The following is a 22569-nucleotide window of genomic DNA, read 5'->3' as shown; positions in this document are numbered from 1 at the left end:
CCCTCATACGGCCCTTCGGGCCACCTTCTCCCCGAGGGGAGAAGAGATCGTCAGCGCCGGCGCCAGCCTCTTCTCCCCTGCGGGGAGAAGGTGGCCGCGTAGCGGCCGGATGAGGGGGCCTGGGCGCGAACCTTATTCCGGCACAAACCTGACCGCGCCCTTGGCCGCGCTGGTCGCCATCGCGGCATAGGCGCGCAAGGCGGTCGTCACCTTGCGCTTGCGCTTTTCCTCGGGCTTCCAGGCCAGGGCGCCCCTGGCCTCCATAGCAGCACGGCGCGCTGCCAGTTCGGCATCGTCGACAGCCAGGCGGATGCTGCGGTTGGGGATGTCGATCTCGATCGTATCGCCCTCCTGCACCAGCCCGATCAGCCCGCCTTCGGCGGCTTCCGGCGATGCGTGGCCGATCGACAGGCCCGAGGTGCCGCCGGAGAAGCGGCCGTCGGTGACCAGAGCGCAGGCCTTGCCGAGCCCTTTCGACTTCAGATAGCTGGTTGGATAAAGCATTTCCTGCATGCCTGGGCCGCCGCGCGGCCCTTCATAGCGGATGACGACCACATCGCCGGCCTTGATCTCGTTCGACAGGATCGCCTTGACGCTGGAATCCTGGCTTTCGAACACGCGGGCCGGGCCGGTGAACTTCAGGATCGATTCATCGACGCCGGCCGTCTTCACGATGCAGCCGTCGAGAGCCAGATTGCCTTTCAGCACAGCGAGGCCGCCATCCTTGGAAAAGGGATGTTCGGTCGAGCGGATGACGCCTTTCTCGCGGTCGAGATCGAGTTCGTCCCAGCGGCGGTCCTGGCTGAAAGCGACCTGTGTCGGCACGCCACCAGGGGCGGCGAGGAAGAAATCGCGCACACTCTGGCTGGTCGTGCGGGAAATATCCCAATGGTCGAGCGCTTCGCCCAGCGTTCGCGTGTGCACCGTCGGCAGGTCGCGGTTGAGCAGGCCGGCATTGTCGAGCTGGCCGAGGATGGCCATGATGCCGCCGGCGCGGTGGACGTCTTCCATGTGCACGTCGGACTTGGCCGGAGCAACCTTGCACAGCACCGGCACCTTGCGCGACAGCGCGTCGATGTCGTCCTGATCGAAATCGATTTCGCCCTCATGCGCGGCGGCGAGAATGTGCAGCACGGTGTTGGTCGAGCCGCCCATGGCGATGTCGAGCGTCATGGCGTTCTCGAACGCACCTTTGGAGGCGATGTTGCGTGGCAGCGCGGTTTCGTCGTCCTGCTCGTAATAGCGCTGGGCGAGATCGACGATCAGGTGGCCGGCCTCGACGAACAGCCGCTTGCGGTCGGCATGCGTGGCCAGCGTCGAGCCGTTGCCGGGCAATGAAAGGCCCAGCGCCTCGGTCAGGCAATTTATCGAATTGGCGGTGAACATGCCCGAGCAGGAGCCGCAGGTCGGGCAGGCCGAGCGCTCGATGACCTTGACGTCCTCGTCGGAAATTCTGTCGTCGGCCGCCGCCACCATGGCATCGACCAGGTCGAGAGCCTGCGTCTTGCCGGCGAGCACCACCTTGCCAGCTTCCATCGGACCGCCGGAAACGAAGACGGTAGGGATGTTGAGGCGCAACGAGGCCATCAGCATGCCGGGCGTGATCTTGTCGCAATTGGAGATGCAGACCATGGCATCGGCACAGTGAGCGTTGACCATGTACTCGACCGAGTCGGCGATCAATTCGCGCGACGGCAGCGAATAGAGCATGCCGTCATGGCCCATGGCGATGCCGTCGTCGACGGCGATGGTGTTGAATTCCTTGGCGACGCCGCCGGCCTTCTCGATCTCGCGCGCGACCAACTGGCCGAGATCCTTCAGATGGACATGGCCCGGCACGAACTGGGTGAAGGAGTTGACCACCGCGATGATCGGCTTGCCGAAATCGCTGTCCTTCATGCCGGTGGCGCGCCAGAGGCCGCGAGCGCCGGCCATGTTGCGGCCATGGGTGGTGGTGCGGGAGCGATAGGCAGGCATGTTTTTTCCTTGGTGGCTGGCCGCAGCCAGGCATGGCGCGGCGGAGCTGAATTCGGACCGCAGGCGTTATAGACGCGCAAGCCCGGTCTGGCCACAATTTTGCAATGCGCCAGATTCTCTCAAAAAAAATGCGTGGCACTGTCGGATGGCGCACTGCATGCCCGTCCTTGGGCAGACGGCATGGAAATGGCACCGCGTTCGGAGTCAGCCGTTTCGCCGTAACGCAACCAAAACCACCCGAGGAGCACGACATGCAAAAGATCACCACCTGCCTGTGGTTCGACGGCCAGGCCGAAGAGGCCATGAATTTCTACGTCTCCATCTTCAAGAATTCGAAGGTGCTGAGCGTAATGCGCTGGCCCGAAGGCCACGCCGATGAAGGCAAGGTGCTGGTGACCACGTTCGAACTCGACGGGGTGCAGTTCCAGGCGCTCAATGGTGGACCGCAATTCAAGCACACCGAGGCGATGTCGCAGTCGATCGACTGCAAGACGCAGGAAGAGGTGGATTACTTCTGGGACAAGCTCATCGAAGGTGGCGGCCAACCGTCGCAATGCAGCTGGCTGAAGGATAAATTCGGCGTCTCCTGGCAGGTTGTGCCGGAGCAGCTGCCGCGCCTGCTGCTGGATCCGGACCGGGCCAAGGCCGGCCGCGTGATGTCGGCGATGATGCAGATGAGCAAGATCGACATCGCCAAGATCGAGGAAGCCGCTAGAGGATAGTCAAGGGTCGCGCCGCCCCTCATCTGCCCTTCGAGCACCTTCTCCCCGTGAACGGAGAGAAGGAAAAACTGGCGCCTACGCCGCTCTGTCGCGGACCTGATAGTCCTTGATCGTGGCAAACCTGATCGCCTTCCAGCGTTCCGCTTCGTAGTTCAGCGAGAAAGCGTGCTGGGCGAGGAACACCGGATCATTGTCGAGGTCGCGGGCGATGTCGCCGCGATGCGCCTCGATGAAGCGAAGCGTCTCGGCCTTGTCGTCGGCCGAGATCCAGCGACACACCGAGAAGCGCGACATTTCGAATTCGACCGGCAGCGTGTATTCGAAGTTCAGCCGTTCCTTCAGCACGTCGAGCTGCAGCGCGCCGACGACCCCGACGATGGCCGGCGAGCCATCCTCGGGCGAAAACAGCTGCACGACGCCCTCCTCTGCCATCTGGTGCAGCGCTTCCTTGAGTTTTTTCGCCTTCATCGCGTCGCCGAGGCGAACGCGGCGCAGGATTTCCGGTGCGAAATTCGGCACGCCGCGGAACAGGATTTCCTCGCCCTCGGTCAGCGTATCGCCAATACGCAGCGTGCCGTGGTTGGGAATGCCGACGACATCGCCGGCGAACGCCTCGTCGGCGGTGACGCGGGTGCGGGCAAAGAAGAACTGCGGCGCCGACAGCGACATCGGTTTTCCCGTGCGCACCAGCTTGGCCTTCATGCCGCGCTCGAGCTTGCCCGAACAGACGCGGACGAAGGCGATGCGGTCGCGGTGATTGGGATCCATGTTGGCCTGGATCTTGAAGACGAAGGACGTCATCTTCTCCTCGGTCGCCTCGACCTTGCGGGTATCGGCCTCCTGCGCGCGCGGCGGCGGTCCAAAAGCGCCAAGCGCCTCGATCAGGTCGCGGACGCCGTAGTTGCGCAGCGCCGAGCCGAAATAGACCGGCGTCAGATGACCCTCGCGGAAGGCCTCGATATCAAGGGGTCTGCACGCTTCCCGCGCGAGCTCCAGTTCCTCGATGAAGGCCTCGCGCTCGTTTTCCGGCAGCAGGCCGGCGACGCGGTTGGAATCGGGACCATTGACCGGCGTGCGTTCTTTCTCCGCGTCGCCCCTGCGCACGGCATTCAGCGCCAGATGATAGGTGCCGGCAAAATTCTTGCCGCGGCCGATCGGCCAGGTGACGGGGGCAGTATCCAGCGCCAGCTTCTGCTCGATCTCGTCCAAAATCTCGAACGGATCGCGGCTTTCGCGGTCCATCTTGTTGATGAAGGTGATGATCGGAATGTCGCGCAGCCGGCAGACTTCGAACAGCTTCAGTGTGCGCGGCTCGATGCCCTTGGCGGCATCGATGACCATGACCGCCGAGTCGACCGCCGACAGCGTGCGGTAGGTGTCGTCGGCGAAATCCTCGTGGCCGGGCGTGTCGAGCAGGTTGAAGACATTGTCTTCATACTCGAAGGTCATCACCGAGGTGACGACCGAGATGCCGCGCTCACGCTCGATCTTCATCCAGTCGGACCGCGTCTGAATCTTGTCCTTCTTGGCCTTGACCTCGCCGGCAAGCTGGATGGCGCCGCCGAACAGCAGCAGCTTTTCGGTGAGCGTGGTCTTGCCGGCGTCCGGGTGCGCGATGATCGCGAAGGTGCGGCGGCGCGCCACTTCTTCTTCTATTGCTTCGGGCATTCTCTGGGATTTCCGTGTGACAGGCCGGGCTTCTAGCAGCGCAGTGCCGGGCTGTCGACCGGTCCGACGGCTCGGAAGCTGCTGATCGCCGCCTCACCGTCAGAGCATACAGCTCAGCCGTGCTGTGGCTCCGGCCAGTGCATTGCCGCATATTTTGCGCTGCGCGATGTTGGCAAGCGGCTGCCGGGATGGCACTGGACGAACATCCCTCCGGATGGCGAGGCAGAGGAGCAAGCATGACTGCGGCGAAACAAGTGATCGTCATCGGCGCCGGCATCATCGGCGCCTCCATCGCCTGGCATCTGAGCAAGGCGGGAGCACAGGTCACGGTCATTTCCGACAGCCCCGTCGGTGGAATCGCCACCCCAAACTCGTTTGCCTGGATCAATGCCAGCTGGGGCAATCCGGAGCCCTATTTCCGGCTGCGCACCCGCGCGATGGCCGAATGGTCGCGGCTGGCGCAGGACCTACCCGGCCTGCCGCTCAGCTGGTGCGGTGGCCTGTGCTGGGATCTGTCGGCCACCGACATGGAAATCTACGCCACGGAGCATTCCGCCTGGGGCTACGGCATCGAACGCGTCGACCGCGCCGGTGCCGCGCGCATCGAGCCCAATCTCGCCGAGCTTCCCGACTTTGCCCTGCATGTGGCTGAGGAAGGTGTCGCAGAGCCCGTGGCCGCCGCCCATGCCCTATTGGCAGGCGCGAAGCGACATGGCGCGAAGACCATCTCCAGCACGGTGACGGCCCTGGTCCAGACCGGCGGCAGGATCACCGGTGTCGACACTTCGCACGGATTGATTGCATCAGACGAGGTGGTGGTCGCGGCCGGCGTCGGCTCGCCGGAGATCGCCGCGACCGCCGGGATCAACCTGCCGATCGAAACGCCGCCCGGCCTGATCGTCCACTCACGGCCTTACAAAAAGCTGCTCAACGGTCTGGTTCTGGCCGAGCGGCTGCACATGCGCCAGACGGCGGAAGGCCGCATCATCGCCGGCTCGGATTTTGGCGGCGCCGATCCGGGTATGAATGCCGAAGCCACCGCCCACGCGCTGTTTGCGGCCATGAAAGCCATGCTGCGCGACAGCGACGAGTTGGAACTCGATTTCCACACGGTCGGCTACCGGCCGACGCCGATCGACGGCTTTCCGATCATCGGCCGCGCGGTGGGCATGGACGGTGTCTATGTCGCGGTCATGCATTCCGGCATCACGCTGGCGCCGGCCGTCGGCCTGTTCGCCACAAGGGAAATCCTCGACGGCGAGCGCGACCCGCTGCTTGCGCCTTATGGATTGTCGCGCTTCGCTCAATAGGCGGGCGGACGGCGAAAGCCGCCGGTGAGTGGTTCGATTGCCTTGGCGATGCCGAGCAGCCGTGACTCCGACCAGCGTTTGCCGACCAGTTGCAGGCCGATCGGCAGGCCGGTGCTGTCCTGTCCGCACGGCATGGAAAGCGCTGGATGGCCGCTGTAGTTGAACACGGCGCCATAGGCCGGCAGCATCCAGTAGCTCTGCTCCTTGCCGTCGACCTTGATCGGCGTGCCCGGCTCGCAATGCGGGAAGGCGGTGGTCATGGCGACCGGGCAAATCAACGCGTCGTAGGCCTCGAAAAACCGGTCCCAGGCGAGAATGGATTTGTCGCGGCGGGCGAGTGCCTCGAACCAGCGCGAGACCGGTGTCGGTTCCTCCGGCGGCTCAGGCTGAGCGGCCTCCAGCATCATGCCGATCAGCGCGCCGCCCTGCTCCAGATCGTCATGCAGGTCGAGTTTCGGCAGTTTTGCTTCTTCGACGACCGCTCCTGCGGATTGTAACTGCCTTGCGAGACTTTCGACCGCGGCGCTGACGTCGCCCGCCACTGGAAACCCGGGAAAGAACGGCGCGAAGGCAATGCGCAATGTCTTGAGGTCGAGGCTTGGCATATCCTCGACCGGCACCGGCGCAAGATCGGTGTCGCTTCCATTAGGACCGGCAATGATTTGATAGATCAGCGCCAAATCTTCCACACTGCGCGCCAGCGGCCCAAGGCAGGACATCAGCCGCACGCTGCGCGCAGTACCGCCGGGATCGGGAAAGACGCCGGCCAGCGAGACGCGGTGCTCCGCCGGCTTCAGGCCATAGACACCGCAGAAACTGGCCGGCAGCCGGATTGAGTCCTGCATGTCGGTGCCGACATCGAACGGCGTCATCCCCGAGCAAAGTGCAGCCGCCGCGCCGCCGCTGGAACCGCCCGCCGTGCGCTGGAGATTCCAGGGATTGCTGGTGCGACCAAACAGCGGATTGTTCGACTGCCAGTCCGAAAGCATGGTCGCGACATTGGTCTTGGCCATCAGCACGCCGCCAGCCGCACGCAAGCGGGCGACGACCGGACTGTCCTGTTTGGCGACATAGTCGGCAAAGGGCGGAAAGCCGACCGTGGTCTTCATGCCTGCTGTTTCGTGCGTGTCCTTCAGCGTGAACGGTACGCCGTGCAACGGGCCGAGGGCCTCGCCGCGCGCCTGGGCCGCGTCGGCCTTCTTGGCGCACTCGCGAGCCCCTTCCCTGTCGAGCGAGATGACGGCGTTGACCGCATCGTTGTGCGCATCGATCTGCGCCAGGTGCGCGTCGAGTGCCTCGACGGCGGAGATCTTCCGCGCGGCGATGGCGGTGGCCAGCTCGATGGTTGAGGAAAAGACGAGGTCCATTGACAATGCTCCGGCTTGGCCGCGTTCGCCTGATCGGATGGCGGACAGCGGCGCTGCTTCAAATGGAGTTGAGCATTCGAGGATTGGCTGCGTTTGATCGAAATTGTGCAGACTGGACTGTCCAAGTCTGCACTCTACGGCGCCCCCCTCTGTCCTGCCGGACATCTCCCCCACAGGTGGGGAGATTGGATGTCACGACAGCTTTCGCCAATCTCGGACGTTGCAAGGAATAGCGCGGCAGTCGCAGGTGCCAATCTCCCCCGTGTGGGGGAGATGTCCGGCAGGACAGAGGGGGGCTGTCCCGCGGCGTTGCCGCACTTTTGCAACTAGACGGCCAGTGCCAGCCTGGCCGATGCGGGTGCGAAAGGGCGAATGACCATGCCATCGCCAGTGATCGTCACAAAACTCGACGGCGGGATCGCCTGCCAGTCGCCGCCCTCGCGGTCGAACGGCTCGGAAACGATGCAGCGGCCGCCGCCCTTGCGCAGGACAGACGTGTAGAGCGTCGGTGCGTGAGCGTCGGTGGCGTAGCGCACCGCATGCAGCGCCTGCCCGTCGGAGAAGGCGGCGGTGAGTTTCAGCGCCGGTTCGAGGCCGGCGCGGCGCGAGGCTTCGAGCACGCGGCTGGTGGCGCGGGAGACGGCGCCTTGCGGATCGCCGGTCAATCCCTCGTCGATCATCAGCAGGAAAAACAATTCGGAATCGGTGGTGCCTTCGCGCTGGTCGAAGACAGCGTCGGACAGCGAATTCTCCAGCGCGCGGCGGATTTTTTCGAAGCCGCCGATCTGGCCGTTGTGCATGAACGACCAAGAGCTGGAGATGAACGGATGGCAATTCATGCGGCTGGTGGCGCCGCCGGTGGACGCCCGCACATGGGCGAGGAACAGGCCGGATTTGATCTGCCGGCACAGGCTCTTCAGATTGGGATCCGACCATGCCGGCAGGATGTCTCGGTAGAGACCCGGCTCCGGGCGGTCGCCATACCAGGCAAGGCCAAAACCGTCACCATTGGTCGGCGATTTCGCTTCCTGGGCGCAATGGCTCTGGGCGATCAGCGAGTGACAGGGCGCGGTGAGCATGTCTTCGAGAAAGACTGCTTCACCGAGATAGGCCGCCCACCGGCACATCGCTTCTGTCGCCCTCTAGGCGCGATCCATAAGAGCCGCAGGCTCCTTGATCGCGTGTGTGCCTCTGTTGTGCGTCCGCTCGTAAAGCTCACGAACGATTCGGCTGGCGGTAGTCTCAAACAGAAATGGCAAGAAAGCGTGAACGAGCGCGGCGCCAGCCGCCATCAGCAGCCGCGACGAGAACCAGCCGGCAAAGGCCATATGAGTGAAATAGGTTTCGCCGACCTTGGCCGGATGAGAGGTGAAAATCCATGCGACCGACATGCTGGTCCCCTTCAGCGCTTGAAGTTCCTGATATGAGTATCCTGACACGCTTCGCCGGTTCATCGGTCTCAAAATATCCTTGTATTTGACCCGTTGATGGGACAAACATCCCACATGGCGTTGGAAATCGACGAAATCGACCGGAAATTGCTTGCCGAATTGCAACGCGACGGCACGCTGTCGGTCGACCAGCTGTCGGAACGGGTGGCGCTGTCGCGCAATGCCTGCTGGCGCCGGGTGAAGCGGCTGGAGGAGGATGGCGTCATCACCGGCCGCGTGGCGCTGGTCGATGCCGAAAAGCTCGGACTTGGCCTTTCCGTCTTCATCCTGATCCGCACGTCCAACCACGACCCGGAGTGGCTGCAGAAATTCCGCGCGGCAGTGACCGGCTTTCCCGAGATCACCGGCGTCTACCGCATGTCGGGCGACCTCGACTATGTCTTGCGCGCCCGCGTCGCCGACGTGAAGGCCTATGACCGGCTCTACCAGCGGCTGATCGCCAAGGTGGCGCTGTCGGATGTGTCCGCGTCCTTCGTGATGGAGGAGATCAAGGAGACCACCGTCGTTCCGATGGAACTGCGCTGAGGTCACAGTGCCGCCCAAAAGAAAGCCGTTGATAGAATTACAGTCGAGTTGACCGAATCGCCGTTCGCGCCGATAGGATCGATTTTATGCGCGCAGCCCTTCAAACTCCCTCCGTCATCGGTCCGACCGTCGGCTTCGTCAGGTTGCCGCATGCTGAAGGACTTCCCCTTCCTGCTTATGAAAGCACCGGTGCTGCCGGCATGGATCTGCGCGCCGCGGTGCCCGACGACCGGCCGCTGCTGATCCTGCCTGGCAAGCGTACTTTGGTGCCGACCGGGCTGATCCTGGAAATTCCGGAAGGCATGGAGGGCCAGGTGCGGCCGCGCTCCGGACTTGCTTTCAAGCACGGCCTGACCGTCCTCAACACGCCCGGCACCATCGACAGCGATTATCGCGGCGAGGTGAAGGTGCTGCTGATCAATCTCGGCGACGAGGACTTCGCGGTGACGCGCGGCATGCGCATCGCCCAGATCGTTTTTGCCGCGGTGACGCAAGCCGCCGTGGAAGAGCGCAACCTAGCTGGCGGCACGGCGCGCGGCGCGGGCGGGTTCGGGTCGACCGGCACCGCCTGATGCCTGAACTGCCTAAACTTGTCATCTTCGACTGCGACGGGATCCTGGTCGACACCGAGAACCTCGCCAATCGGCGCCTCGCCGAATGGCTGACCGCTGCCGGCTATCCGACAAGCTTCGAATATTGCCGCAAGAATTTCTCCGGCCGCAGCATGGCGTCGGTGCAGAAAGAGATCGAAGCAGAGACCAGCGGCAGGCTCGGCGTCGATTTCGTCGATCGCTGGAACGCCGGCCTGCCGGATCTGTTTGCCCACGGCGTCGAAGCGATCCCCTACGTCCGCGAGTTCGTCGAAGCCGTGCGTTCAGCCGGTATCGCGTATTGCGTCGCCACCTCGGCCCGAGTGTCGAAGATGCACATCACGCTCGGCCAGACCGGGCTGTTGCCGCTGTTCGAACACGCGATGTTTTCCTCGACCATGGTCAGCCGTGGCAAGCCGTTCCCGGACCTGTTCCTGCATGCGGCCAAGACCATGGGCTTCGCGCCCGCCGACTGCATCGTCATCGAGGACAGCGTCGCCGGCACGCAGGCCGGGATCGCCGCCGGCATGCGGGTGTTTTCCTATCATGCCGATCCCTATTCCGACCGCGCCGGCCTGATCCAGGCCGGCGGCATCCTGTTCGACGACATGCGCGAGCTGGCCGGGCTGGTGCCGATCCACTAAGCTGATCTTCAGCCTGCGGCTGTACGCCTCGATCGTCCGTGCTAGCTTGGCCCCGCCAATTCGAGGCCACGCATGAAACCCGCCCTGTTCCGCTTCTTCCTTACCTTGACGCTGCTGCCGTTTTTGTGGACTGCGGCCGGCGCGCAAGCCGTCGGCTTCCCGGAACTCGGCAGTGCTTTGCCCGGCCGCACGGATGCCACCTATCTCGACCTCGCGAGGATGGTCATTCCAGATCTCGCCGCGGACCAGGACGGCTTCTACAGGGGCGGGTTACCGATCGAGATGCGACATATCGAGCGACCGGACGGCGGCGGTTCGCCGCCCGAAACTTCGGGCTTTTCCAATGCCGCGGTGCTTGCGATCAAGGCCGGCGGCAAGGACCGGCTGGCCATGCTGTTCGACCTCGGTGACTCTCCCGACAGCGCCGAAGGCTATGCGGTGCTGGCGCTCTACGACGTCACGGCCAAGCCAAAATTGCTCGACGCCGTCAATGTCGCGCTCGACCGCGGCACCTACTTCCGCGAACCGGGCAAGCTTTCGGTCAGCGCCAACGATGACGTCCTGATCACCATGAGCGCGCATTTCAACTCGAGCCAGAACTATGTGATCACGCCGCTGATCATGGTCCGCGACGACAAATTCGAACTGATCGACATGATCTATACGTTCGACGAAAACCTGTGCGCCTACAGCCGCAAGCAGGATGTAGCTTTTCAGGCCATCGCGGAGGGGAAGTCCTATGCTGCCATCAAAGTGACGGTGACCGATGCCACGGTGCTCAACGGCGAAAGCTGCGACGACACTCCGCCCCGACCAGAGTCCCACGCGATTTCCGTCATCTATCACTGGGACAAGAAGACATCGCGCTACATCAAGGATTCCGACACGCTGGACAAATTGGCAGGAGAGAACGCCAAACGCTTCTGAACCAACCGCATTCGTTTGCCCGGCCAAATGGGGCAGGATAAAATCCACTTAGCCACACCGCATATGGGGGTACTACCATGGACAAGGGCAAGATCTTCCGCGACCTGCATGCCTCGACCTTCGTCATGCCCAATCCCTGGGATATCGGCACGACGAAGCTGCTCGGCTCGTTCGGCTTCACGGCGCTGGCGACAACCAGCGCCGGCTTTGCCTTTTCGCGCGGCTTGCCGGACGGCGCGGTGACCTTCGACCAGATGATCCACCATTGCCGCGAGGTGTCGGGGGCGACCAGCCTGCCGGTCTCGGCCGACCTCGAGAAAGGCAAGGGCGACAGCGCCGAGCAGGCCGCCGAAACCATCTTCGCGGCCGAAGCGGCCGGTCTTGCCGGCTGCTCGATCGAAGACCACACCGGCGACCCCGACAAGCCAATCTATGATTTCGCGCACGCTGTCGAGCGCGTTGCGGCGGCGGTGGAGGCGGCGCGGGCGCTGAAGCGCGATTTCGTCTTCACGGCGCGGGCCGAGAATTTCCTGTGGGGCAAGTCCGACCTCGACGATACCATCAAGCGGCTGCAGGCGTTCGAGAAGGCCGGCGCCGACGTGCTCTATGCGCCAGGCATCGGCGACGTCGAGATGATCCGCACGCTCTGCTCGGCGGTCAGCAAGCCGGTCAATGTCATGGCAAAGCCTGGCTTCACCATCGCCGACCTCGCCATGGCCGGCGTCAAGCGCATCTCGCTCGGGCCGTGGCTGACCAATTTCGCCTATGGCATGCTGGAAACGGCGGCACGCGAGATCCAGCAGGACGGCACCTTCGGCTTCACCCGCGCCGCCATGCCGTTCGGCAAATTGCAGGCCCTCTTCGGCAAGTCTTCAGCTTGAACGGGGCCCATCGCATGACGCTGACCGTCGTCGACATGCATACAGGCGGCGAGCCGCTCAGGATCGTCACCGGCGGCTATCCCGGTATTCCCAAGGGCACGATCCTAGAAAAGCGCGCCTATGTGCGCGACCATCTCGATCATCTCAGGAAAATCCTGATGTTCGAGCCGCGCGGCCATTACGACATGTATGGCGCCTTGCTGGTCGAGCCGGACCTGCCCGGCGCCGACCTCGCCGTGCTGTTCATGCACAATGAGGGTTACTCGACGATGTGCGGCCACGCCATCGTCGCGCTCGGCCGCTACGCCGTAGATGAGGGATTGGTGGCGAAACAGGAACCAATCACGACAGTCAATATCGAGGCGCCGTGCGGGCTGGTCGTCGCCTCGGTCGAGGTCAGGGACGGCAAGGCCGGTGCGGTGTCGTTCGAAAGCGTGCCGGCCTTCCTGTTCGCCGGCGGGCAGACGATAGAGCTGGCGGGTCATGGCACGATCGGCTTCGACGTCGCCTATGGCGGCGCCTTCTACGCGCTGGCCGATTGTCACCAATTCGGGCTTGAATTCGGCAGAAGCCGGGTGCGCGATTTCGTCGATGCGGCAACCGCGCTGACGGACAGGCTCAAGGCCGAATTGCCGCTGTCGCATCCCGACCATGCCGACCTTGCCTTCCTCTACGGCACCATCCTGACCGATGGCCGCGACGCGTTTTCCAGCGAGGTGACTAAGAACATCTGCGTCTTCGCCGAGGCCGAGGTCGACCGCTCGCCGACCGGCTCCGGCGTGACCGCGCGGTTGGCGGCCATGCATGCCAAGGGCGAGATCGCGATCGGGCAGACACGCATGTTCGAGAGCATCGCCGGCTCGCGTTTTTCCGGGTCCGTGGTGCGGACGGCGAAGGCTGGCCCGCACGAGGCGATCATCGCCCGCGTCGGCGGCCGCGCCTACTATTCCGGGCGGGCCGAGTTCATTGTCGAGGCCGACGACGAACTGGGACGCGGTTTCCTGTTGCGCTGACGAAAATGCTCAGCCGCGTGAGGAGCGAGCCACTTCCCGCACCGAAATCGCCTTGTGCAGATGCACCATCATGGCGGCGGCGAAGAGCGGCGTCACCAGATTGAGCAGCGGCACGGCGAGGAAGGCAGCGATGAGCAGGCCGGCGAGAAACACCGTGCCGGCATAGTGTCTGCGCAAGGCTCTGGCCTCTTCTTCGTCGCGAAAGCGCATGGCAGCGAATTCGAAGAACTCGCGCCCGAGCAGATAGCCGTTGACGATGAAGAAGGCGGCGATGTTGACGCCCGGCACCAAGAGAAGCAGCAGGGCGACGATGTTGCCAAGAATGACGACGCCGAGAAATCGCATCGATAGCACCAGCGAGCGCAGCGCTGGCATGGCGCGGCCGGATGGATCGCCGGGATAGTCGGTGCGCTCGACCACCTCGGCGATATCGTCGAGGAACAGGCCGGCGACAACAGCCGTTACCGGCGCGATGAGCAACGCCATACCGAAGGCAAGCGCTATTGCCGCGATGATGCCGCCCAGCCAGCCGGCCCAGGACGGCATGCCGGGCAACAGCGTCTGCAACCATGGCAGGGCCAGCCACTCGACAAGGCTGGTCAGACCGAACCACAGCGCCACCAGCGCCAGCAGGGTCAAGCCCAGCGTCTTGAGGAACACGGCACGAAACGGAGGCGAGAGCAGCTCAAGGGCCGCAGTGCGGGCAGCGTCGAAAATCACCGTGCTTCAACCAAGGGTTAGCGGATACCGCCGAAAGACGGACGCCCCCGAGATAAGCAGTGCAGGTCGCCAGCACAAGCGGCGGGCGCCTACCGCGCAAGCGCCGGCCTGCGAACCGGGATGGCCATGGCAGCGACCCCAGCCACGACAAACGCCATGCCCAGCCATGCCGTCGAACCAAGGCTTTCACCGAGGAAGACGGCGCCGATGCCGACGCCGATCGGCACGCGCAGATAGGCCTGCGAAGTGGTGCCGACCGAGCCCAGCGTGTGGATGAGGCGGAAATAGATGACGAAAGCCAGTGCGGTCGAAAACACCGACAGGCCGAGCAAGGCCAGGATCGATGCGGTCGACGGCGCCAGCGTCCACGGCTGGTCGAACACAAGACTGAGCGGCACCAGGATGATTGCGCCGCACAGCATCGATCCGGCGGCCGGCAGCATCGGGTCGAGGCCCTTGAAGCCACGGCCGAAAATGGCCGCACCGGCATAGCAGATTGTCGCTGCGACGATGGCAAGCTGCGCCCACAATTGGTGACCGATGCCATCAAGCGCCTGGGTTCCGATGATCAGGCATATTCCAGCTATACCGGCGCCGACGCCAATCAGCTTGCGCACCGTGACCGGCTCATGGCGGGTGATGAGCGCGGTGAACAGGAAGGTGAAGATCGGTGAGGTCGCGTTCAGGATGGTGGCGAGGCCTGCATCGACCGAGCGCTCGGCCGCGGCGATCAGGGTGAACGGTATGACGCTGTTGAGGCATGCCTGGAAGGCAAAGCGGCGCCAGCTTGCCGCATCGCCAGGCATGGCGAGCCCGCGCCAGCGGATGATGGCAAACAGGATGCCACCGGCGATCAGGGTGCGGGCGGCAATGAAGGTGACCGGCGGGATTGTCTCGACGCCGATCTTGATGAAGGTGTATGAGGCGCCCCAAAGCACTGCCAGCACGGCGAGCAGTGCCAGGTCGGTGGTCATGTCGTTTTTTGCAGACTCGTTCTTTGTCGGCATGTTCTTTGTAGACATGGGGGGCTGGCTCGCCTTTGTAACGGGATCGGCTGAGCCAGGCTTGTAAGCGGTGCGGCAATGAAATGCTTCGGCCACGGTCGAATTGTCATAGCGCCTCGCGGCTGGTGCGGCGCCGCACGCCTTCCCAAGGCGGGGATGCTCATCGCCGCCACGCTGGCGGCGACAGAAAATCGGTTGCCAATTTTCGGGCTCATGCTGTAGACCCGCCCGGGCGTGGCAAGAAGCCGGCTCGGGTTTTTGGCGGAGATTTTGATGCCGGATTATGACGTGCTTTGCATCGGCAATGCCATTGTCGACATCATCGCCCAGTGCGACGAGGAATTCCTCGACACCAACGGCATCATCAAGGGCGCGATGAACCTCATCGATACAGAGCGCGCCGAACTGCTCTACAGCCGCATGGGCCCGGCGATCGAAGCCTCCGGCGGCAGCGCCGGCAACACGGCGGCCGGCGTCGCCAGCTTCGGCGGCCGCGCCGCCTTCTTCGGCAAGGTCTCCAGCGATGCGCTCGGCGAAATCTACGCCCACGACATCCATGCGCAGGGTGTCGCCTTCGACACCAGGCCGCTCAAGGGCGAGCCGCCGACAGCGCGCTCGATGATCTTCGTCACCCCCGACGGCGAGCGCTCGATGAACACCTATCTCGGCGCCTGCGTCGAGCTTGGCCCTGAGGATGTCGAGGCCGACAAGGCGTCCGGTGCCAAGGTCACCTATTTCGAAGGCTATCTGTGGGATCCGCCGCGCGCCAAGGAAGCGATCCGGCAGACGGCCAAGCTGGCGCACGCGGCGGGCCGCGAAGTCTCCATGACACTGTCGGATTCGTTCTGCGTCGACCGCTACCGAGACGAGTTCCTCGACCTGATGCGTTCGGGCACGGTCGATATCGTCTTTGCCAACAGCCACGAGATCAAGTCGCTCTACCAGACATCGTCGTTCGACGAAGCGCTGGCGCAGATCCGCAAGGATTGCCGGATCGCCGCCGTCACCCGCTCGGAAAAGGGCTCGGTCATCGTGCGCGGCGACGAGACCGTGGTCATCAAGGCGACCGCCATCAAGGAACTGGTCGACACGACAGGCGCCGGCGATCTCTATGCCGCCGGCTTCCTGCATGGTTACACGCAAGGCCGCGACCTGCAGACCTGCGGCGACCTTGGCTCACTGGCGGCCGGATTGGTGATCCAGCAGATCGGCCCCAGGCCGCGGCAGAATTTGCGTCGCGAGGCCGAGCAGGCGGGGTTACTGTAACCCTAAAGCCCGGCGCTTGTGCCGTAGGCGGCCGGTCGCGCCGCTGCCCTTCGCAGGCTCAGGGCGTTCGAAGCTCGAAAAGCCAAGCAATTGGCTTTTCGTCCGCTGCGCGGACCGCTTCTCACCGTCGCGCGGCTGTCATACATCGCACCTACACGCAATCTGGGCGTCCCGCGACTGACATTTCGGTGCGCCCTCAGTCAGTTGGGGTGTCAAGAAATGCTGGACAGCATGCTGTCGGGCGGCCGGATTCGTTGCCGCCGCGATTTCCGTTTTCCGCACTAGAAATTCAACAATCGGCCGCAGCTGAGGGGAGCGCGCGGCCAAAAGACAGATGCATGAACAGATTTCAGATCCAGGGCCTCAAACAGGACGACTTCGCGGAGATGGTCGCGGAGGACGTCGAGCGCGCGCTTGCGCACTATGACGAGGCCATCAACAAGCCCACCATGGTCTCGGTCGGCAAGATCGCCGGCAGCATAGCGTCCGCCGTCACCTTGCTGTCACCGAAGCACCAGCGCGCCATCGACGCCATCCATGCCGACCTGCCCGGCCTGGCCTCGAAATTCGTGCGCGCGCTGGCGGCGGAAGCCGCGCGCCGCAGCGAAGCCGGTATAGCCGGCGTAATCAATCCGCCGACGACCCCGTTGGCCGATGTCGAGCCTCCTTCGCTGCCAAAGTCCGACGATCTCGAATCGATGCTGATCGAGGACTGGGCGGGCCGCGTCGCCGGCTCGACCTATCTGGAAGAGAATTTGCGTATCGCCCGCTCGACCCTGCATCGCTGGCAACGGCGGGGCGAGGTCATCGCCTTGCGCAAGGGCGGCCGCAAACATGTCTTCCCGCTGGCGCAGTTCGTCGATGGACGGCCGGTTGCGGGCATTCGCGACGTGCTGTCGCTGATCACCAATCCAAGGCTCGCATGGCTGTGGCTGACGCGGCCCTCGGCGCAGCTCGACGGCCGCATTCCCGTCGACCTGCTTCGGCAGGATCAGGTCGACGAGGTGATCGAAGCCGCGCGCGTATTCGCGCCGGGCTGAACGCCTCGCAGACTCACCGCTAAGGCTCGCCGCTCAAGTCCCCGCCGTATACGCCGCGATCGCCGCCATGTTGACGATGTCCGAGTCCTTGGCGTTGAGCGACACGATCTGAACTGGCTTGTTCAAGCCGACCAGCAGCGGGCCGATGACCGTGGAGCCGCCGAGTTCCTGCAGCATCTTGGTCGAGATCGAGGCCGAGTGGAACGCCGGCATGATCAGCACATTGGCCGGGCCGGTCAACCTTATGAACGGATATTGCGCCATGGCCCGCGCATTGAGCGCCACGTCGGCGGCCATTTCGCCGTCATATTCGAAATCGACGCGGCGCTTGTCGAGGATGCGCACCGCTTCCTGGACGCGCTCGGAGCGCTCGCCCTGCGGATGGCCGAAGGTCGAATAGGCGAGCATGGCGAGCCTCGGCTCATAGCCCATGCGGCGGGCAAAGCCCGCGGCCTCCTCGGCGATGTCGGCGATCTGCTCGGCGTTCGGCATGTCGTGCACGGCGGTGTCGGCGACGAGCACGGTCTTGCCCCGCGCCAGCACGATCGAGACGCCGATGACGCGGTGGCCGGGCTTGGCGTCGATGACGCGGCGGATGTCGTCGAGTGCGGTGGAATAGTTGCGGGTCACACCCGTGACGATGCCGTCGGCGTCGCCCAGCGCCACCATGCAGGCGGCAAAATGGTTGCGGTCGTTGTTGATCAGCCGCTGGCAGTCGCGGAACAGGAAGCCTTTGCGCTGCATGCGCTCGTAGAGATAGTCGGTGTAGATGCCGTTGCGGCGCGACAGGCGGGCGTTGATGATCTCGATGCCTTGCTTGTTGAGGTCGATGCCGGCGTGCTTGGCGTTTTCCTTGATGACGTCGTCGCGTCCGAGCAGGATGGCGGTGCCGAGCCGCTGGTTCACATAGGAGACGGCGGCGCGCATGACCTGCTCCTCCTCGCCCTCGGCGAAGACGATGCGCTTGGGCTGGCGGCGCACGCGGTCGTAGATGCGCTGCAGGGTCGATGCGATCGGGTCGCGGCGGGCCGACAGTTCCTGCGCGTAACGATCGAGATCGAGGATCGGCTTGCGGGCGACGCCGGAATCCATCGCCGCCTTGGCCACCGCAATCGGGATGGCCGAGATCAGGCGCGGGTCGAACGGCACCGGAATGATGTAGTTGGGGCCGAATTTCGGCCGGTTGCCCTGATAGGCGGCGGCGACGTCGTCGGGCACATCCTGGCGTGCCAATGCCGCCAGCGCCTGCGCGGCGGCGATCTTCATGTCGTCATTGATGGTGGTTGCCCTGACATCCAGCGCGCCGCGGAAGATGTAGGGGAAGCCGAGCACGTTGTTGACCTGGTTGGGGTAATCAGAACGCCCTGTGGCCATGATGGCGTCGGTGCGGATTTCGGCGACCTCCTCCGGCGTGATTTCCGGATCGGGATTGGCCATGGCGAAGATGATCGGGTTCTTGGCCATCGACTGCACCATGGCGGTGGTCAGCGCGCCCTTGGCGGAGAGGCCGAGGAAGACGTCGGCGCCGTCGAGCGCCTCGGCGAGGCTGCGCGCCTCGGTCTTGACCGCATGCGCCGACTTCCACTGGTTCATGCCTTCGGTGCGGCCCTGGAACACCACACCCTTGGTGTCGCACAAAGTGATGTTTTCGGGGGCAAAACCCATCGCCTTCATCAGCTCGATACAGGCGATGCCGGCTGCACCGGCGCCGTTGCAGACCATTTTTGTGGTCTTCATGTCGCGGCCGGTGATTTCCAGCGCGTTGATCAGGCCGGCGGCCGAGATGATCGCAGTGCCGTGCTGGTCGTCATGGAAGACCGGGATGTCCATCAATTCGCGCAGGCGCTGCTCGATGATGAAGCATTCCGGCGCCTTGATGTCCTCGAGATTGATGCCGCCGAAAGAGGGCCCGAGGAAACGCACACAGTTGATGAACTCGTCGGCGTCCTCGGTATCGACCTCGAGGTCGATGGAATCGACATCGGCGAAGCGCTTGAACAGCACCGCCTTGCCCTCCATCACCGGCTTGGAGGCCAGCGCGCCGAGATTGCCAAGGCCGAGAATGGCGGTGCCGTTGGAGATGACGGCGACCATATTGCCGCGCGTCGTGTAGTCGAAGGCGCGCGAGGGGTCTTCGGCGATGGCCAGAACAGGAACCGCGACGCCAGGCGAATAGGCGAGGCTGAGGTCGCGTTGCGTCGCCATCGGCTTGGTGGCAACGACCTCCAGCTTGCCGGGGCGACCCATGGCGTGGAATTCGAGCGCTTCCTGCGCACTGACGGACGGACCGTTGTTCTCGGTTTTCCTGGCCATGATGTTCTTGATTTCCTCACCGGTGCAGCACCTCGTTGAAGCGGGTGCTTTGTGTCGGACCGAATTAAGACCACGCGCCGCCGCGTGTAAACCGCCAGCGCGCTGGAATCGCCGTCCGCATCGGCAATTGCGGACAAGCTGCCGTCCCGTCGTCCCCTGTTTTTCGAAGCTCTGGCATTAAACCGCATCATCACATCTGCTAGCGTGCCGCGCATGAACATGCACAGCCCGAACGAGCCAGACGCCCCCGAGGCGATGACGCCGGTGCCGACCGCCCACGCCGGCGCCACGCCGATGATCGAGCAATTCATCGAGATCAAGGCGGCGAACCCCGATTCGCTGCTGTTCTATCGCATGGGCGATTTCTACGAGCTGTTCTTCGACGATGCCGAGAAGGCGAGCCGGGCGTTGGGCATCGTGCTGACCAAACGCGGCAAGTATCAAGGGCTCGACATTCCGATGTGCGGCGTGCCGGTGCATGCCGCCGACGATTATCTGCAAAAGCTGATCGGCCAGGGTTTCCGCGTTGCCGTCTGCGAACAGATCGAGGATCCGGCCGAGGCCAAGAAACGCGGCGGCAAATCGGTGGTGCGCCGCGACGTGGTGCGGCTGGTGACACCGGGCACCATCACCGAGGACAAATTGCTGGCGCCGTCGGAATCGAGTTTCCTGATGGCGCTGGGGCGGGTGAAAGGCGGAGCGGACCACTCCTTTGCGCTGGCCTGGATCGACATCTCGACCGGCGCCTTCCGCGTCACCGACACCACCGCCGACCGGCTTTTGGCCGACATTTTCCGCGTCGATCCGCGCGAGCTGATCGTCGCCGAGCCGGTGTTCCATGATCCGGAGCTGAAGCCGGTGTTCGACGTGCTCGGCCGCGTCGCCAGCCCGCAACCGCCGTCGCTGTTTGATTCGGCCTCGGCCACGGGACGCATCGCCCGTTTCTTCGATGTGGCGACGCCGGATAGCTTTGGCGCCTTTTCGCGCGCCGAGCTATCGGCGATCTCGGGCGCCATCGCCTATGTCGAGAAGACGCAGAAAGCCGAGCGTCCGCCGCTGTCGCGGCCGGAGCGCGAGGAGCAGGGATCGACCCTGTTCATCGACCCGGCAACACGCGGCAATCTCGAACTCTTACGCACGCTGTCGGGCAGCCGCGAAGGCTCGCTGTTCAAGGCGATCGACCGCACGGTCACCGGCGGCGGCGCAAGGCTGCTCGCCGACCGGCTGATGGCGCCGCTGACCGACCCGGTGGCGATCGGCGGCAGGCTGGACTCGGTTTCGTTCTTCCGTTCCGAGACCCGGCTCTGCCAGGCGGTGCGGTCGAGCCTGAAGAGCGTCGCCGACATGCCGCGCGCGCTGTCTAGGCTGGCGCTCAACCGGGGCGGGCCGCGCGACCTCGGCGCGCTGCGCGCCGCCTTCGAGGCGGCAGGCGCGATCGCCGAGATTTTCGCGGCGACCGCCCTGCCGCAGGAATTGACGGCCGCACTCGCCGCCATCCATGCACTGCCCCAAGCGCTTTCGCAGCATCTGACGCAGGCGCTCGGCGACGAGCTGCCGCTGCTCAAGCGTGACGGCGGCTTCGTGCGCGGCGGCTACCATGCCGATCTCGACGAGATGCGGGCGCTGCGCGATGAGTCGCGCAAAGTGATCGCCGGGCTGGAGCGCTCGCTGATCGACGAGACCGGCATCCGCTCGCTGAAGATCCGCCACAACAATGTGCTTGGCTACTACATCGAGGTGACCGCCAATCACCACGCGATCATGACCGGCAGCGACGGCGCCAAGGCGCGCTTCATCCACCGCCAGACCATGGCAAACGCCATGCGCTTCACCACGACCGAGCTTGCCGAACTCGAGACCAAGATCGCCAATGCCGCCGACCGGGCGCTCAGCATCGAGCTTGCCGCCTTCGACGCGCTGACGGCGGAAGCGGTCGGCGAAGCGGAGAAGATCCGCGCCGGTGCGGACGCGCTGGCCGTGCTCGATGTCTCGGCGGCACTTGCGCTTCTCTCGGAAAGCGAAGCCTGGTGCCGGCCGGTGGTGGATTCGAGCCTTGCTTTCGACATTTTGGGGGGCCGGCATCCGGTGGTCGAGCAGGCCTTGCGCCGTTCGGGCGAAGGCCCGTTCGTCGCCAATGATTGCGACCTGTCGCCGGAGGGCAGCGCCAAGAATGGCGCGATCTGGCTTCTGACCGGCCCCAATATGGGCGGCAAGTCGACGTTCCTCAGGCAGAACGCACTGATCGCCATCCTCGCCCAGACCGGCTCGTTCGTGCCGGCGACATCGGCCCATATCGGCGTCGTCGACCGGCTGTTCTCGCGTGTCGGCGCCTCGGACGATCTGGCGCGCGGCCGCTCGACCTTCATGGTCGAGATGGTCGAGACGGCGGCGATCCTCAACCAGGCCGGCGAACGCGCGCTGGTGATCCTCGACGAGATCGGCCGCGGCACCGCCACTTTCGACGGCCTGTCGATCGCCTGGGCGGCGGTCGAATACCTGCACGAGAAGAACCGCTGCCGGGCGATCTTCGCTACTCACTTTCACGAAATGACCTCGCTGGCCGGCAAGCTGGCGCGGCTCTCCAACGTCACCATGCGGGTCAAGGAATGGGAAAACGACGTCGTCTTCCTGCACGAGGTCGGCAAGGGTGCCGCCGACCGCTCCTACGGCGTGCAGGTGGCGCGGCTGGCCGGCCTGCCGGAGGCGGTGGTCGACCGGGCTAAGGAAGTGCTGCATCAGCTCGAAGAAGGCGAAGTCTCCGGCAAGACCAACCGGCTGGTGGATGACCTGCCGCTGTTTTCGGTGGCGGTGAAGCGCGAAGCGCCAAAGCCGGCGAAAAACGATGCGCTCGGCGACGCGCTCGGCGCGATCAATCCCGACGAGATGACGCCGCGCGAGGCGCTGGAGGCGCTTTACCGGCTTAAGGGACTGGCGTAGCCAGTAAAGGTCGGCGGGACAGCACCCCCCTCTGCCCTACCGGGCATCTCCCCCGCAAGGGGGGAGATCGGACGTCACCTTGGCTTTCGCCAATCACCATGCAAGGAGAGCGGAGCGCGGAAGCTGCCTATCTCCCCCCTGTTTGGACCGGAGACATCGCGAACAGGTGTGCGAGGACATCGCGAACAGTTTGGCGTGCTTTGCGCCGGGAGGT

Annotated in this window: 19 protein-coding genes; 11 read left to right on the top strand and 8 right to left on the bottom strand. The window is 64.3% G+C overall.

The genetic code is table 11. The features are described from left to right. Window positions 1-132: 132 nt before the first annotated feature. Entirely contained in the window at window positions 133-1977 is a 1845-nt protein-coding gene (gene ilvD / locus NKJ00_RS21665; protein ID WP_352631089.1) for a dihydroxy-acid dehydratase, read from the bottom strand. Window positions 1978-2228: 251 nt separating this feature from the next. On the opposite strand from ilvD, the gene NKJ00_RS21660 reads away from it, so the two are divergent. Next, entirely contained in the window at window positions 2229-2699 is a 471-nt protein-coding gene (locus NKJ00_RS21660; RefSeq protein ID WP_027039696.1) for a VOC family protein, read from the top strand. Window positions 2700-2774: 75 nt separating this feature from the next. Here the strand turns inward: NKJ00_RS21660 and NKJ00_RS21655 are convergent, their stop codons facing one another. Beyond that, window positions 2775-4367 carry a peptide chain release factor 3 gene (locus NKJ00_RS21655; protein WP_352439722.1) on the bottom strand — a complete coding sequence of 531 codons (1593 nt, stop codon included), beginning with the start codon at window positions 4365-4367 and terminating at the stop codon, window positions 2775-2777. 236 nt (window positions 4368-4603) lie between these two features. Here NKJ00_RS21655 and NKJ00_RS21650 point away from each other — a divergent pair, with 236 nt between their 5' ends. Continuing rightward, on the top strand, window positions 4604-5677 hold the full coding sequence (locus NKJ00_RS21650) for an NAD(P)/FAD-dependent oxidoreductase (protein ID WP_352631087.1): 1074 nt from the start codon (window positions 4604-4606) through the stop codon (window positions 5675-5677). On the opposite strand, the gene NKJ00_RS21645 is transcribed toward NKJ00_RS21650, so the two are convergent. The 3 genes from NKJ00_RS21645 to NKJ00_RS21635 form a co-directional block, all read right to left on the bottom strand. Beyond that, on the bottom strand, window positions 5671-7044 hold the full coding sequence (locus NKJ00_RS21645) for an amidase (protein WP_352631085.1): 1374 nt from the start codon (window positions 7042-7044) through the stop codon (window positions 5671-5673). The genes NKJ00_RS21650 and NKJ00_RS21645 overlap by 7 nt on opposite strands. A 326-nt stretch (window positions 7045-7370) precedes the next feature. Continuing rightward, on the bottom strand, window positions 7371-8171 hold the full coding sequence (locus NKJ00_RS21640) for a class II glutamine amidotransferase (RefSeq protein WP_023811655.1): 801 nt from the start codon (window positions 8169-8171) through the stop codon (window positions 7371-7373). A gap of 15 nt (window positions 8172-8186) precedes the next feature. Next, window positions 8187-8435 carry a DUF6356 family protein gene (locus NKJ00_RS21635; RefSeq protein WP_352610825.1) on the bottom strand — a complete coding sequence of 83 codons (249 nt, stop codon included), beginning with the start codon at window positions 8433-8435 and terminating at the stop codon, window positions 8187-8189. Window positions 8436-8549: 114 nt separating this feature from the next. Here NKJ00_RS21635 and NKJ00_RS21630 point away from each other — a divergent pair, with 114 nt between their 5' ends. The 6 genes from NKJ00_RS21630 (at window position 8550) to NKJ00_RS21605 (ending at window position 13075) form a co-directional block, all read left to right on the top strand. Next, window positions 8550-9020, top strand: coding sequence for an Lrp/AsnC family transcriptional regulator (locus NKJ00_RS21630; RefSeq protein ID WP_023811653.1), 471 nt, complete (start codon window positions 8550-8552; stop codon window positions 9018-9020). Between the two features lie 86 nt (window positions 9021-9106). Beyond that, a complete protein-coding gene (dut, locus tag NKJ00_RS21625; RefSeq protein ID WP_128304825.1) occupies window positions 9107-9592 on the top strand; it encodes a dUTP diphosphatase in 486 nt (161 codons plus the stop codon). Continuing rightward, on the top strand, window positions 9592-10254 hold the full coding sequence (locus NKJ00_RS21620) for an HAD family hydrolase (protein WP_352610816.1): 663 nt from the start codon (window positions 9592-9594) through the stop codon (window positions 10252-10254). The genes dut and NKJ00_RS21620 overlap by 1 nt, the downstream gene beginning before the upstream one ends. 72 nt (window positions 10255-10326) lie before the next feature. Next, window positions 10327-11181, top strand: coding sequence for a hypothetical protein (locus NKJ00_RS21615; RefSeq protein WP_352439725.1), 855 nt, complete (start codon window positions 10327-10329; stop codon window positions 11179-11181). A 77-nt stretch (window positions 11182-11258) separates the two neighbouring features. After that, a complete protein-coding gene (locus NKJ00_RS21610; protein WP_352439726.1) occupies window positions 11259-12062 on the top strand; it encodes an isocitrate lyase/PEP mutase family protein in 804 nt (267 codons plus the stop codon). Window positions 12063-12076: 14 nt separating this feature from the next. After that, window positions 12077-13075, top strand: coding sequence for a proline racemase family protein (locus NKJ00_RS21605; protein WP_352439727.1), 999 nt, complete (start codon window positions 12077-12079; stop codon window positions 13073-13075). A gap of 9 nt (window positions 13076-13084) precedes the next feature. Here NKJ00_RS21605 and NKJ00_RS21600 read toward each other — a convergent pair whose 3' ends face one another. Then, window positions 13085-13795 (bottom strand): sulfate transporter family protein, encoded by a 711-nt coding sequence (locus NKJ00_RS21600; protein WP_352439728.1) that lies wholly within the window; start codon window positions 13793-13795, stop codon window positions 13085-13087. A gap of 89 nt (window positions 13796-13884) precedes the next feature. Beyond that, window positions 13885-14769, bottom strand: a complete 885-nt coding sequence (locus tag NKJ00_RS21595; protein ID WP_352610817.1) for an EamA family transporter — start codon at window positions 14767-14769, stop codon at window positions 13885-13887. A gap of 303 nt (window positions 14770-15072) precedes the next feature. Here NKJ00_RS21595 and NKJ00_RS21590 point away from each other — a divergent pair, with 303 nt between their 5' ends. Together NKJ00_RS21590 and NKJ00_RS21585 are read left to right on the top strand one after the other, a co-directional pair. Next, window positions 15073-16065: an adenosine kinase gene (locus NKJ00_RS21590; protein WP_352610818.1), complete on the top strand. Its 993-nt coding sequence runs from the start codon at window positions 15073-15075 to the stop codon at window positions 16063-16065. A gap of 338 nt (window positions 16066-16403) precedes the next feature. After that, window positions 16404-17105, top strand: a complete 702-nt coding sequence (locus NKJ00_RS21585; RefSeq protein WP_352610819.1) for an antitoxin Xre/MbcA/ParS-like domain-containing protein — start codon at window positions 16404-16406, stop codon at window positions 17103-17105. 33 nt (window positions 17106-17138) lie between these two features. On the opposite strand, the gene NKJ00_RS21580 is transcribed toward NKJ00_RS21585, so the two are convergent. After that, window positions 17139-19418 (bottom strand): NADP-dependent malic enzyme, encoded by a 2280-nt coding sequence (locus NKJ00_RS21580; RefSeq protein ID WP_023811643.1) that lies wholly within the window; start codon window positions 19416-19418, stop codon window positions 17139-17141. 213 nt (window positions 19419-19631) lie between these two features. Between NKJ00_RS21580 and mutS the strand changes: the two genes are divergently transcribed. Beyond that, the gene (gene mutS / locus NKJ00_RS21575; RefSeq protein WP_352610820.1) at window positions 19632-22355 is read left to right on the top strand and encodes a DNA mismatch repair protein MutS; all 2724 of its coding nucleotides are present in this window, start codon (window positions 19632-19634) and stop codon (window positions 22353-22355) included. Window positions 22356-22569 lie beyond the last annotated feature (214 nt).

Source organism: Mesorhizobium sp. M0227 (genome assembly GCF_040321855.1).
Taxonomy (GTDB): domain Bacteria; phylum Pseudomonadota; class Alphaproteobacteria; order Rhizobiales; family Rhizobiaceae; genus Mesorhizobium.
This window is presented reverse-complemented; position numbering and strand designations above follow the sequence as displayed.

Excerpts from the sequence above, each read along its gene's own strand:
- ilvD (WP_352631089.1), bottom strand. The coding sequence starts at position 1,977 with ATGCCTGCCTATCGCTCCCGCACCACCACCCATGGCCGCAACATGGCC.
- NKJ00_RS21660 (WP_027039696.1), top strand. The coding sequence starts at position 2,229 with ATGCAAAAGATCACCACCTGCCTGTGGTTCGACGGCCAGGCCGAAGAG.
- NKJ00_RS21655 (WP_352439722.1), bottom strand. The coding sequence starts at position 4,367 with ATGCCCGAAGCAATAGAAGAAGAAGTGGCGCGCCGCCGCACCTTCGCG.
- NKJ00_RS21650 (WP_352631087.1), top strand. The coding sequence starts at position 4,604 with ATGACTGCGGCGAAACAAGTGATCGTCATCGGCGCCGGCATCATCGGC.
- NKJ00_RS21645 (WP_352631085.1), bottom strand. The coding sequence starts at position 7,044 with ATGGACCTCGTCTTTTCCTCAACCATCGAGCTGGCCACCGCCATCGCC.
- NKJ00_RS21640 (WP_023811655.1), bottom strand. The coding sequence starts at position 8,171 with ATGTGCCGGTGGGCGGCCTATCTCGGTGAAGCAGTCTTTCTCGAAGAC.
- NKJ00_RS21635 (WP_352610825.1), bottom strand. The coding sequence starts at position 8,435 with ATGTCGGTCGCATGGATTTTCACCTCTCATCCGGCCAAGGTCGGCGAA.
- NKJ00_RS21630 (WP_023811653.1), top strand. The coding sequence starts at position 8,550 with ATGGCGTTGGAAATCGACGAAATCGACCGGAAATTGCTTGCCGAATTG.
- dut (WP_128304825.1), top strand. The coding sequence starts at position 9,107 with ATGCGCGCAGCCCTTCAAACTCCCTCCGTCATCGGTCCGACCGTCGGC.
- NKJ00_RS21620 (WP_352610816.1), top strand. The coding sequence starts at position 9,592 with ATGCCTGAACTGCCTAAACTTGTCATCTTCGACTGCGACGGGATCCTG.
- NKJ00_RS21615 (WP_352439725.1), top strand. The coding sequence starts at position 10,327 with ATGAAACCCGCCCTGTTCCGCTTCTTCCTTACCTTGACGCTGCTGCCG.
- NKJ00_RS21610 (WP_352439726.1), top strand. The coding sequence starts at position 11,259 with ATGGACAAGGGCAAGATCTTCCGCGACCTGCATGCCTCGACCTTCGTC.
- NKJ00_RS21605 (WP_352439727.1), top strand. The coding sequence starts at position 12,077 with ATGACGCTGACCGTCGTCGACATGCATACAGGCGGCGAGCCGCTCAGG.
- NKJ00_RS21595 (WP_352610817.1), bottom strand. The coding sequence starts at position 14,769 with ATGACCACCGACCTGGCACTGCTCGCCGTGCTGGCAGTGCTTTGGGGC.
- NKJ00_RS21590 (WP_352610818.1), top strand. The coding sequence starts at position 15,073 with ATGCCGGATTATGACGTGCTTTGCATCGGCAATGCCATTGTCGACATC.
- NKJ00_RS21585 (WP_352610819.1), top strand. The coding sequence starts at position 16,404 with ATGAACAGATTTCAGATCCAGGGCCTCAAACAGGACGACTTCGCGGAG.
- NKJ00_RS21580 (WP_023811643.1), bottom strand. The coding sequence starts at position 19,418 with ATGGCCAGGAAAACCGAGAACAACGGTCCGTCCGTCAGTGCGCAGGAA.
- mutS (WP_352610820.1), top strand. The coding sequence starts at position 19,632 with ATGAACATGCACAGCCCGAACGAGCCAGACGCCCCCGAGGCGATGACG.